Here is a 12,138-nt window from a genome sequence, read left to right as displayed (position 1 = left end):
ACGCGACCCAGGCGCGTCGGCAGTCGGCCAACGAACATATTCTCGGCGATCGACAGTTCCGGTAGCAGACGGATCTCCTGATGGATCAAGCCGATCCCGGAATCCAGCGCCGCACCCGGGGAGGCGGGCGCATAGGGCCGTCCGTGCCAGGTCATGGTGCCGCCTGACTCTGGCGGCACCAGACCGGCGATGATCGAAGACAGCGTGGATTTGCCCGCGCCGTTCTCCCCAAGCAATGCCAGTACTTCGCCTGGATAAATGTCGACGTCGACATTGGCGAGCACCTCGATGGCCGCGTATTTCTTGCCAATGTTGCGCAGGCTGAGCCTCGGCTCAGCCTGCGAACGATCTGTTGCGGTGGCAGACATAAAATCTCCCGGGCGGTGCTGAAATGATCACTGCGTTGAAAGACACCTTCAAAAGCGCATCAAGGATGGTTGGCGATAAACGGCGCAACATTTTCCTTGGTTGTCAGGATCGCTTCCTGCAACTGCTCCTTGGCTACCGGCTTGCCTTGCTTGAGCGCGATGGCGGAGTCCAGCGCAATCCGGCCCATTTTCTGCGCCTGCTGAGTCATGGTCGCCGAGAGAGTGCCGTTGGCAACGGCCTTGAGGCCCGCGACGTCACCGTCGAAGCCGACGATGGTCACCGGTTGTTCCAGATTGGCAACCTTCACGGCCTGGGCCGCGCCCAGCGCCATCGCATCGGCCCTGCCGAAAAACACGGTGATATTCGGGTCGCGCTGAAGCATGTCCTGAGCCACGGCGAAACCTTTGTCCTGTGCCCAGTCGGCAGGCTGTTTGGCCACCACTTTCAGATCGGGAAACTGTTTGAGGCCTTCGTCGAAACCTTTGGCACGATCGTTTTCCGGGGTTGTGCCGATCTGTCCCTGCAGGATCGCCACGCGCCCCTTGCCGCCTGTCTCTTTGCCGACGTACTCGGCCAGTGTTCGCGCCGCTGCAACGCTGTCGCTGGCGATGAAGGTATCTCCGGGCGCATCGGGTGCGTTGCGATCCACCGCGATGACCGGGATTCCTGCAGCCTTCGCGGCCTTGACCGGCACGCCAGCGGCAGTTGCGCCGGCCGGAATATAAATGAGTGCATCGATCTTACGGGTGATCAGGTCCTGTACCTGACTCACTTGTGTGGCTGAGTTGCCTTGGGCATCGACTGTGATGACTCTAATCCCTTTTTCCTTGCCCGCCGCCTCAACCGACTGCTTGATCTGGTTGAAAAAGTCGGCCTGCAGATTGGCAACGGCCAGCCCGACAGTCATGTTTTCAGCCCAGGCCTGACCAGTGCCGGCGATAGCGACAGCGGCGAAGAGGCTGCCCAGCAACATTTTCTTTGGCGCGAACATTTTTGACGCGAACATAGCGGTTCTCCATTGTTTTTGTTGTGTAGTGCGTTCAGGGAACAGAAGCCGGAAAACAGAACGATGTTTGACTTGAACCAACTTCAGAGTTGGCCGGACCTCCTGCGCAGCGTGTCCAGGGTCACTGCCAGCGCGATGACCACGCCGATTACCACTTGCTGCACGAAAGGGGAAACGCCGAGCAGGTTCAGGCCATTGCGCAGAACGCCAATGATCAATACCCCCACAAGCGTGCCGCCAACGCTGCCGACACCGCCACTCAGGCTGGCGCCACCAATCACGACAGCTGCAATGGCATCCAGCTCCAGCGTCAGACCGGCGCTGGGCTGAGAGGAATCCAGCCGGGCCGCCATCGCCACGGCAGCAAGCCCGGCAAGCGCGCCGCTCAGTGCGTAGACCCACAGGGTGATTTTCTTGACCTTGATACCGGACAGCCGGGCAACCTCTGCGCTGCCGCCAATGGCGTAGAGACTACGGCCCCCAGCCCTAAAGCGCAGATAGACCCAGGCCACCACCAGCATCACCAGAAACAACGCGACGGTGGCCGACAGAAAACCAAAATGGCGCTGGGTGGCGAGGGCGGTAAACCAGTCGGGAAAGCCGACGATCTGACGACCGTCGGTGAGGATATTCGCCAGTCCGCGAGCGACCGACATCATGGTCAGTGTGGCGATGAAGGCGGGCAGTCGGGCGCGAGCGATCAGGGTTCCGGAGATCAGTCCGCAGAGCATCCCGCCCAAAATAGCCAGCGGTATGGCAAAGCCCATTGGCATGCCGATGTCCTGATAAAGCCAGCCCAGCAGCATCATGGAAAACGCCAGCACCGATCCCACCGACAGGTCGATACCGCCGATCACGATGACTGCGGTCATGCCGATGGCAAGGATACCCAGCACGGTCACCTGATCCAGGATGTTGAGCGCGTTGCGCACTGAAAAGAAGTATTCGGACGTGAGCGAAACCGCCAGAACCAGCAGCGCAAGACCGATGAGCGGACCGCCGATGTTCTGGGGCAAACGTAATGCCAGACGCGTGAGGGGCTTGGGTGGGATCGAGCCAATCGGGGCTTTTGCGTCCACGGGCTTCTCCTGGATTGTTGTTGTTATTGGCACGTTGGAATAATTATTCGTACGTGATTTTTAAATCAGACTCCCGCCGTGGCTCTTGGATGTCAAGCGCTTTCTTCACCAGCAAGATGTGTGGACTGTCGACTGAAAGCTCGACAAAGGGGATTGACGCGGACCTGGTTTAAGCCCTAAATACAAATATATTCTCATATATGAATAATTATTCGAGAACGACGCGACCCAGCGTTCAGGGGCCGTCGAGGTCACACACAGGGGATCGAGATGAATCCATTCCGCTATGACGTACCGCAAATCCGGGCGACCGCTCAGTCAATTCGACGCAGAATCATCAAGCTCAATGCAGAGTCACCCGCCGGAGGCCATACGGGCGCCGATCTATCGGAAACCGACATTCTGGCCACGCTTTATTTCCGGCTGCTCAATGTATCGCCGCAGACCCTCGGCGATCCGGATCGCGATATTTATATCCAGAGCAAGGGGCATGGCGTCGGCGGTCTGTACTGCTGTCTGGCCGAAGCCGGCTACTTTCCCGTCGAGTGGCTAGATACCTATCAGCACTTTGACTCGTATCTGCCAGGCCACCCGGTGCGTCAGAAAACTCCCGGCATCGAGCTCAACACCGGGGCACTCGGCCACGGTCTTCCAGTGGCGTGTGGCATTGCCATTGCGGCGAAGAAGTCGGGAAGCAGCAAACGTATCTTCGTCCTGACCGGCGATGGCGAACTGGGGGAGGGCTCCAACTGGGAAGCTGCGCTCACTGCGTCCAAGTATCAGCTGGATAACCTGATCGTGATCGTCGATCACAATCAGCTCCAGCTCGCGGGCAGAACGGCGGAAATTCTTCCTCTGGAGCCGTTGCCTGAAAAATGGCGAGCGTTCGGCTTTCAGGTCAGCGAGTGTGACGGCAACGACGTGCACCAGTTGGTTGAAACACTGGAAGCAATGCTGTCGCAGCCATCCGGCGGACCGAAGGTACTGATTGCCAATACGGTGAAAGGCAAGGGCGTGTCATTTATCGAAGACAAGCCGGAGTGGCATCACCGGGTGCCGAAAGGTGAAGAAATAGAGGCAGCATTGAAGGAGCTAGAGCATGTCCACTGAACACACTGCTGCGCCAGAAGCGCATCTGGCCTCGGTCATGGTCGAGGCGTTCATCAACGCGGTCGATAACGGTGTCGACCTGATCCCGGTGGTCAGTGACTCGACATCGACGGCCAAGATCGGCCCGTTCATGAAACGCTTTCCTGACCGGCTGGTAAACGTCGGCATCGCCGAGCAGACCCTGGTGGGCGTGGCGGCGGGCCTTGGTTTGTCAGGAAAGGTTGCAGTTACCTGCAACGCCGCGCCGTTTCTGATCTCGAGAGCCAACGAGCAGGTCAAGGTAGACGTCTGCTACAACCGCTCGAACGTCAAGATGTTCGGCCTCAATGCGGGCACCAGTTACGGTCCGCTAGCAAGTACCCATCACAGCATCGACGACATCTCGGTGATGCGCGGTTTCGGCAATGTGCAGATTTTTGCCCCGGCCGACGGTGAGGAATGCCGCCAGATTGTCGACTATGCCATCGCCTGTGACGGCCCGGTTTACATTCGTCTGGACGGCAAAGCGCTGCCCGCCCTGCATGATGGAGATTATCGGTTCGTGCCCGGTCAGGTGGATGTCTTGAAAGCAGGGCACGACGTCAGCATCGTCGCATTGGGCTCGGTCGTGCATGAAGCCGTCGAAGCAGCCCGCCAGCTTGAACAACTCGGGGTCAGCGCGCAGGTCATCAATCTGTCCTCCATTCGGCCGCTGCAGCGTGAGTCGCTGATCCATGCACTGCGTGCTACACGCGCCGTGGTGTCGGTGGAAGAACACAACATCAATGGCGGGGTCGGAAGTGTCGTCGCCGAGGTGCTGGCAGAGGCGGGGCTGGGGATCACACTGGTTCGGCTAGGCATCCAGGACGGTGAATACGCCTCCGCGGGAGGGCGTGCGCCGACCCGGGCCAGGCACCAGATCGATTCGGCAGGGATTGTCGCAGCGGCCACCTCGCTGGTGAAATGAGTCGAGCCCGCTGACGCTTCATAAGAAACCGGACAATAACAACAACAGGAATCCACGCGATGGCGTCCCACGCTCCCTTGATTCTGGCGCTGGATGAAGGCACCACCAATGCCAAAGCGGTTCTTGTCGACCGCAGCGGCAGGGTAGTCGCTCGTTCTTCACAGCCGCTCACCGTCTCCCATCCGCAGCCCGGCTATGCCGAACAAGACCCGATTGCGATCTGGGTGGCCATGCTGGCGGCCATTGATGGCTGCATGACGCAATCCAGTGCACCGCTTGCTGCGATTGCGATCAGCAATCAGCGCGAGTCGGTACTCGCCTGGGACAGACGATCGGGTCGCCCGCTTTCGCCCTTGATCAGTTGGCAATGTCGCCGCTCGGGCGACTTTTGCGAGCAGTTGGCCGCGCAGGATCAAGCCGACTTGATCCGTTCAACCAGTGGGTTGGCGCTTGATCCGATGTTTTCGGCGGGCAAGATGCGCTGGATTCTCGATCATCTGCCGAATGGCCAGGCGAGGGCCGCCAACACCGAGCTGTGTCTTGGTACGGTGGACAGTTGGCTGCTGTGGCAGCTCACCGGCGGCCAGGTCTTCGCAACGGATGCCTCGAACGCGGCGCGCACGCAACTGATGGACCTGAGGACCTGCCAATGGAGCACAGCACTGACGGATCTGTTCGACATTCCACTGGCCGCGCTGGCTGAAATCCGCCCGAGCGCTTCGATGTTTGCAGAGACCCTGGCGATTGGACCGCTGCCCGCCGGCATTCCGATCATGTCGATGATAGGCGACTCTCACGCCGCGTTGTTCGGCCAGGGCGGGTTCGCGCCTGGACGCGTAAAGGCGACGCTGGGTACCGGCTCGTCGCTCATGACGCCGATGGCTCGGCTCGTGGGTTCAAGCGCCGGTCTGGCGACCACCGTGGCCTGGCAAACCAGTGCGCCTACGTATGCGCTGGAAGGCAACATCGTGCATACCGGCGGCGCAGTCAACTGGGCTGCACGCCTGCTGGGTGCAACGCAGGACATCGACGCTTTGGCAGTCGAAGCTGCAGCCTTGCCCGATAACGGCGGGGTGTACTTTGTTCCGGCGTTGGGTGGCCTTGGCGCGCCGCACTGGAATTCACAGGCACGCGGTCTGATCACCGGGCTGACCGAAGCCTCCAGCCGGGCGCACATCATGCGCGCCGGGCTGGAAGCCATTGCCTATCAGATTCGCGATGTGTTCGAGGCCATGGAGCAGGACAGTCCCGCGCCGCTGGACGAGCTATGGGTGGATGGCGGCGCGACGCGAAATGAATGGCTGATGCAGTTTCAAGCCGACTTGCTGCAACGACCGGTGGTGCGCAGCCTTTCACCTGAAGTGTCCGCTATCGGTGCGGCTCATCTGGCAGGCTTCGCACTGTCCTGGTGGCCGGATGCGCAGGCGCTGGCTGGACTCGAACGGCCCCGCCAGCGCTACGAGCCCAGGCAGAACGCTGTGCCTGCGCTCTATCAGGAGTGGAAACGGTCGTTGAAGCGTACCGTGATGGCGTGAGCTTCATTGATCACATATCCCAGCATCGGGCCTACTCGATTAACTGCACGCTGTCGTACACAAACCCCGGGCTCAGGAAGTCCCTTGCGGATTTGCCGGAAGCAACGTCGATCTCCAGTGAGTTGGTGCCCGCATGCAGCGCAGACGCGGGAATGTTGAATTCGAACAGGGCATTGTTGCCCCGGTAGGTTCCACGCGAAATCCCGCGGCTGTCGGGCTGGTCTGAGGCGGCGGGCACGTCTGCGCACCAGTTGTGGTTGACGCTTAACTGCGGACGGCCGTCAGCCTGGGCCAGGGAGATGAGCACACGCAGTCGATAGTCACGCACCTCGTTATTGCCCAGCACGAAGTCAATCCGGGTGGGGCTGTTGATGTCACGCCATTGTGCTGCCGGAAAATCGTCCGGAGCGCTTGTTCCGACGGTGTAGATTCCCGTGGCCCAGGATGCCATTCGCGAGTCGGATGGATGGGCCGATTGCAACAGTTGCGCGTTGCGAAACCCCAGTGGGGTGCCATCGGGCAGGCCGATCTGCCATTTCACTCGACCAGCAGGCCACTCGGCATGCAGCGCGGCGTGCGTGACGCTGCCTGCCAAAATGTCCGTCGTGCCGCGGGCGACCTCCAGCTCGTTCTGGTACAGCGTCAGTCGATAATGGCCAGGGCGAATACCGGCCAACTGAAACTCACCATTGGTGGAGACTCGAGCCCAATACGCTGCTCGATCATTGCTCAGCCCGACAACGGCGGGCGTTGTGGATGCAACTCCATGAGCATGGCCGGATAACGCGCCACGGCCAGCGCCGTTCAGATAGCCTTCGAGCCCCAATGTGTCGTTTACAAAATCCAGATTGGTCAGGTCAGCGGTCGGTGCTTCGCCTTGGGTGAACAACAGCGCGTAAATACCGTGCAGCCCACCTCGATAAGCTTCTGTCTGGGTATGATTGGAGAACATGTAGTTGTACAGCTCGTGGGTCTTCAGGGTTTTCTGCGTGGCAATATCCTTGAAAAACGGACCTCCCGAACTGAGTTCGCGATTGCCCATGAGCATGTAAACGGCAAGGCCCGGTCCTTTCACACCGTGCAGGGTGTCATCCAACATCGGTTGCGCCGAATAGAACTTGGAGCTGGTGCGTCCATCCGGCAGCACGAACACATCCTTGCCTTCGATCGCCGTGCCGACGTTGGAGTCGGTCCCATGGTCAGCTTTTGGCAATTGGCCAACATCGAGCCGCGCGACAAATCGCAATTCGCCCACCGGCAGCAATGTCGGCGCATACGTCGCCATATAGATGGCATCGCGGCCTTTCACTGCCATGTAGTACTGCGTCAGTTCGCCCGATCGGGCGCTGATCACGATCACATCCTCTACGGTTTTGACGTCCACCTGGGCCGCACCAAGACCTGATGCAACTTGCGAGGCTTTCGGCTCGCGGGTCTGTAATTCCTTACCTCGGTAGCGCATGGAAACCAGGTCGCCATTACGCGTATCTACGCTGAAAACCAGCTGGCTTGCGGTGTCCACGACAACCCGCTGTGGCGCTCGAACGAACCCGAAAGAGGCACTGTGGGCTGGCTCAGCAAGCCCGACCAGACCCAGCCAGACGTAGCACAGCATCCCGACCAAACGTTGCATAAGGCGTACCCGTCGCATTTGAAATCAGTATTGGTCTTTGCCCGCGCCGGCTTGCTGCGGTATTCGGGTCAGCGCCACATCAGCAGGCAAGGGCGTCACAAGGTACTGGCGGTAAGGTACAAATGCTTTGAGCACCGCCTCGTCTTGAGGGCGGTAGTCGTCGCCGCTCGACTGTTGCAGATTGGCCACGCAGGGCCTGCCAATCGTGCGCTGGCATTCATCGCTAACCGATGTGGCCGCAGCCGCGGAGAACAGGGCGAACCCTGTGCCCGGTTGCCGGGCATCGTTGAACAGAGGATGCGTGACGTTTTCGAAACCGTTCGCTTCGACCAACAAATGCGAGGAGGGCGTGCGCGACATGATTGCACCCTGGTAGGTCAGGCGGGCAAACACGTTATTGACCAGTTGAGCAATGACCGCCGCATCGTGCATCCCGCCTGCATGAGGCGCACGGCCTGAGGTGTCGTGGACGTAATTGCGTGCCAGCGTCAACGTGTCATGGCCGCCGAGGAACAGCCACACCCAGTAATGATGGCCGTCGCAGGTAGAGGACCAGGGTGTGCGGCCGTCGAACTCGTTATCTGAGACCGTCACGTGGGACGCGGCGCCCCACCCGGTCACGATCATCTGTCGGCCGATACGGGCGAAGGTGTTGTGGTGAATCCAGACGCCGTCCGCGTCGTCAATGGTGAGCGCGTCGCCACCCCACACCACTTGCGCATTGATGTCGGACAGGGTCAGGTTGCGAACGATGACGTTATGGACACCGCCGCCGATGAACAACCCCATTCCCTGAATGCCCGCATGATTTCCTGCACCCTGCAACGTCTTGTTCGAGCCGATCTTCAAACGTTTCAACCCGGCGTTATCGTAAGTGACCGAAACCGGCGGTCTTGACTGGCAGAACCCGTTTGCACCATTGAGAGCCAACTGCGCGCCTCCATTGGGGCAGGCTTTGACCATGCAGCCGGTCTCAGTGGTAGTGGCGCTGCCGTTTACCAGGACACTGGCGCGAAAGTCGAAGGTATGGTCGAGTACGATGACGCGTGGCGTATCGTCCTTGCAGCTACCGCGAGCGTCGACGGCACTGCAGAGCGCCCGGGTGAGTTCATCAAGCGTGGCAGGATGCACGGCGACGGCACCTGCGCCGCCGGTGACGTCTTTGGCAAAGCCGTCGGGAGAGTCGGCGGCTTGTGAGCGTTGAGTCACAACGAGTAATGCGCAACACAAGGCCAGGCCATGAAACAGCGATCTGCGCAAAAGAGTGTCCCCGCGAGCAGCGAATCGATTATTAAAGGCCGATCATCCGGTATTCAGCGACTCGCGGGGGTAGTGATCGGCTCCTTTTAAGCGGCCGTTCAGTTGCCGCGTTCAGTTTCCTCCTTTCATACGGCGCGCCATGAGGTAAATACCCAACCCCGCCAGCGCACACCCCGCGCCGATGTAGCCGGTGCTGGTCCAGCCAAGGCCTGCGGTGATCGCTATACCGCCAAACCAGGGGCCCAGTGCATTGGCCAGGTTGAACGCGGCATGATTGGAGGCCGCCGCAAGACTCGGCGCTTCATGGGCGATGTCCATCAATCGGATCTGCAACGGCGCAGCCAGCGCGACCATCGTTCCGACCAGAGCAATGCCCAGCAACACTCCCCACAGCGAACCCGCCGCGAAAGGGAAGAACAGCAGTACTGCCATCGACCAGATCAACAACACGCCAACGGCCTTGAATTGCAGGCGGTCGAACAGCTTGCCACCGGCGACGTTGCCGATAATCCCGCCCACACCAAATGCAGCCAGCCCGAAGGGGATCCATTGTGGGGAGACGCGGGTGACTTCCAGCATGGTCGGCGCCAGGTAGCTGAACACGCAGAACATACCGGCAAAACCGATTGCGCCAATGGCCAGCGCCATCCAGACCTGCGGCTTGGTGAAGGCACCCAGCTCCTTGCGCGGATCGCTGCGTGGCTCGTCGCGGCGATCAGGCACGAATTGCCACACCAGCGCGATGGTGCACAGAGCGATCAGCCCCACCAGCGCGAACGCTGAGCGCCAGCCAAAGAATTGGCCGAGGAAGGTTGCGATCGGGTTGCCCAGCAACATCGCCAGGGTCAGGCCCATCATCACACGCGCCACAGCGCCTGCCCGCTGGTTGGCGGGCACCATGCTCGATGCGACGACAGCAGCAATACCGAAGTAGGCACCGTGGGGCAGGCCACTGATGAATCGAAATGCAACCAGGCTGCCGAAGGTCGGGGTAAAGGCAGTGGCCACGTTACCCAAGGCGTACAGCGCCATCAGCAGCAACAGCATGTGCTTGCGCAACAGCTTGGCGCCGAGGATGGTCAGCAGCGGGGCGCCGACCATCACGCCCAGCGCGTAAGCGCTGATCGCATGGCCCACTTGAGGTTCGCTCAAATGCAGGTTGTTGGCGATGTCAGGCATCAGGCCCATGATGGCGAATTCGCCGGTGCCGATAGCGAAGCTGCCAACGGCCATGGCAGCTTCCATTTTGCCAGCGGCGCGCGCGGGCAGGACGTGCCCGGGTTTTTGCTGTATCGACATGCGTCGCTCCGTTGTGAAAGAAATACCGAACCAAAAAAAGCGCCGATGCTAACCGCGCATCGGCGAAGGGGTCTAGAACAGTGTTTGTCGAGAGAGTTCCGGAAAATTGAAATCCCGTGGCGCAACTCGAACGGCCTGGCGAGCCGTTCCGACAACGCCCGGCGCAATCCTAGATATGGAAGCTGCCGACCAGTTGGGTCAGTCGGGCTGACTGGCGCTCCAGATCACTGCAGGCGCGCAAGGTGGCGTTGAGGTTTTCCACGCCTTCCTGGTTCAGTGTGTTGATCTGGGTGATGTCGACGTTGATCGCTTCGACGACGGCGGTCTGTTCCTCGGTGGCTGTGGCCACCGATTGATTCATGCCGTCGATCTCGCCGATGCGCACGCTGACGCTTTCGAGGCTGGCAACGGCCTGATTGGCAATGCCGACCGTTTCGATGCTCTCGCGCTGGCTCTCGTTCATGATGGCAACGGCTTCGCGAGCGCCGGATTGCAGTTGCTCGATCATTTCCTGCACCTGGCTGGCCGATTCCTGAGTCCGGTGAGCGAGGTTGCGTACTTCGTCCGCGACCACGGCAAAGCCTCTTCCGGCCTCTCCGGCACGCGCAGCTTCGATGGCGGCGTTCAGCGCCAGCAGATTGGTCTGCTGCGAGATGCCGGTGATCACTTCCAGGATCTGACCGATATTGGCAGTCTTGGTATTGAGTGCCTCGATCTCGCCACTGGCTCCGCTGATACGCGACGAAAGACGACTCATGGCGGCAATGTTCTTGCCGACCACGTCCTGACCATCGGCTGCGAGCGTGCGAGCGTCACTCGAGTGGCCGGAAGCACGCGCCGCGTTCTGGGCGATTTCCTGTGCCGCCGCTCCCAGTTCATTGATGGCCGCGGCCACGCTGTTGGTGCGATTGGCCTGCTGGTCCGAGTTGAGCATCGACGTGTTGGAGGCGCTCACCACTCTTAATGCAACCTCGTTGAGCTGGACGGTGGACGACGCCACCTCGCGCATGGAGTCATGTATCCGTTCCACGAACAGGTTGAATCCGTTGCCCAGATAACCGAATTCGTCCTGGCTCTGAATCGTCAGGCGTTTGGTCAGGTCGCCTTCGCCTGCGGCAATGTCGTGCATGGCGTGGCCCATCAGATTCAGCGGACGCATCAGTACGCTCAGCAGCATCCCCAGCAGTCCGATGATCAGCACCACGGCAATCACTGTGGCCACGACCGCCGAACTCCGGAACTCGCTCAACGTGGCGTAGGCCTTGGTCTTGTCCATGGCCACACCGACATACCAGTTGACTGAAGGCAGCCCGTCCACATGGGCGAAGGTGAGTATCTGAGTCCTGCCTGCGTACTCGCTCTGGCTGATGTCCTGTGACAGCCTGGGCGTATCGACCGGATACACGTCAGCCAGCGTTTTCATGGCGAGTGAAGCGTCAGGATGGACCAGAATGCGACCGTCGGCATCGACCAGAAACGCATAGCCGTCGCCATGCAGGCGCAGCGCGCTGATCATCTTCACGAGGATCTCCAGGCTCAGGTCTCCACCCACCACGCCGCTCACCGCCGAACCCGATTTCACCGGTGTGGCGATGGTGATAATCAGGCCTTTGGTGACTGCATCCAGGTACGGTTCGGTGAGGATGGTCTTGCCCGCGCTGACAGCGCCGGTGTACCACGGCCGGGTTCTGGGGTCGTAGTCGCCCGGCATGTCATCGGGCGGCTGAGTGGCGAATGCACCGTCGCTTTTGCCCAGATAGATGCTCATGAAGGTCGAAATCAGCGTCGGTTGACCGAGCGCAACGTTCAGCGCGTCCGTCGACAGCGGCACTGCCGTGGTTTGCGCGAGGTTTTCCACCAGCAAAATCCGTCCGGACAGCCAGTTGCGAATATTGCCAGCA

10 protein-coding genes and 1 pseudogene are annotated in these 12,138 nt (G+C 60.3%); 3 read left to right on the top strand and 8 right to left on the bottom strand.

Annotated features, from left to right (window positions below; translation table 11 throughout):
• The 3 genes from BZK31_RS21680 to BZK31_RS21670 all read right to left on the bottom strand — a co-directional run.
• Positions 1-368 (bottom strand): ATP-binding cassette domain-containing protein (locus BZK31_RS21680; RefSeq protein WP_157900777.1); only part of this gene is annotated, 368 nt, incomplete at its 3' end.
• Positions 369-427: 59 nt separating this feature from the next.
• Entirely contained in the window at positions 428-1,360 is a 933-nt protein-coding gene (locus BZK31_RS21675) for a sugar ABC transporter substrate-binding protein (protein WP_083185309.1), read from the bottom strand.
• 98 nt (positions 1,361-1,458) lie between these two features.
• Positions 1,459-2,454: an ABC transporter permease gene (locus BZK31_RS21670; protein WP_083185303.1), complete on the bottom strand. Its 996-nt coding sequence runs from the start codon at positions 2,452-2,454 to the stop codon at positions 1,459-1,461.
• 270 nt (positions 2,455-2,724) lie between these two features.
• Between BZK31_RS21670 and BZK31_RS21665 the strand changes: the two genes are divergently transcribed.
• The 3 genes from BZK31_RS21665 to BZK31_RS21655 are packed head-to-tail and all read left to right on the top strand — an operon-like array spanning position 2,725 to position 6,045.
• Positions 2,725-3,564, top strand: a complete 840-nt coding sequence (locus tag BZK31_RS21665) for a transketolase (protein WP_083185301.1) — start codon at positions 2,725-2,727, stop codon at positions 3,562-3,564.
• Positions 3,554-4,510, top strand: coding sequence for a transketolase family protein (locus BZK31_RS21660; RefSeq protein ID WP_083185299.1), 957 nt, complete (start codon positions 3,554-3,556; stop codon positions 4,508-4,510). Before BZK31_RS21665 ends, BZK31_RS21660 begins: the two co-directional genes overlap by 11 nt.
• Positions 4,511-4,569: 59 nt before the next feature.
• Entirely contained in the window at positions 4,570-6,045 is a 1,476-nt protein-coding gene (locus BZK31_RS21655) for an FGGY family carbohydrate kinase (RefSeq protein ID WP_083185298.1), read from the top strand.
• Between the two features lie 31 nt (positions 6,046-6,076).
• Here the strand turns inward: BZK31_RS21655 and BZK31_RS21650 are convergent, their stop codons facing one another.
• The 5 genes and pseudogenes from BZK31_RS21650 to BZK31_RS30650 form a co-directional block, all read right to left on the bottom strand.
• The gene (locus BZK31_RS21650) at positions 6,077-7,678 is read right to left on the bottom strand and encodes a rhamnogalacturonan lyase B N-terminal domain-containing protein (protein ID WP_083185296.1); all 1,602 of its coding nucleotides are present in this window, start codon (positions 7,676-7,678) and stop codon (positions 6,077-6,079) included.
• A 24-nt stretch (positions 7,679-7,702) separates the two neighbouring features.
• Positions 7,703-8,887, bottom strand: coding sequence for a pectate lyase family protein (locus BZK31_RS21645; protein WP_244182713.1), 1,185 nt, complete (start codon positions 8,885-8,887; stop codon positions 7,703-7,705).
• Between the two features lie 162 nt (positions 8,888-9,049).
• Positions 9,050-10,237, bottom strand: a complete 1,188-nt coding sequence (locus tag BZK31_RS21640; RefSeq protein WP_083185292.1) for an MFS transporter — start codon at positions 10,235-10,237, stop codon at positions 9,050-9,052.
• 169 nt (positions 10,238-10,406) lie between these two features.
• Positions 10,407-11,171, bottom strand: a complete 765-nt coding sequence (locus BZK31_RS30655; protein ID WP_425273302.1) for a methyl-accepting chemotaxis protein — start codon at positions 11,169-11,171, stop codon at positions 10,407-10,409.
• A gap of 90 nt (positions 11,172-11,261) precedes the next feature.
• Positions 11,262-12,131: pseudogene (locus BZK31_RS30650) on the bottom strand (HAMP domain-containing protein); the annotation flags it as partial.
• Between the last annotated feature and the right edge of the window lie 7 nt (positions 12,132-12,138).

The organism is Pseudomonas floridensis, from assembly GCF_002087235.1.
Classification (GTDB): domain Bacteria; phylum Pseudomonadota; class Gammaproteobacteria; order Pseudomonadales; family Pseudomonadaceae; genus Aquipseudomonas; species Aquipseudomonas floridensis.
Note: the sequence above shows the minus strand (reverse complement) of the source record. Positions and strands in the feature narration are given on the sequence as shown.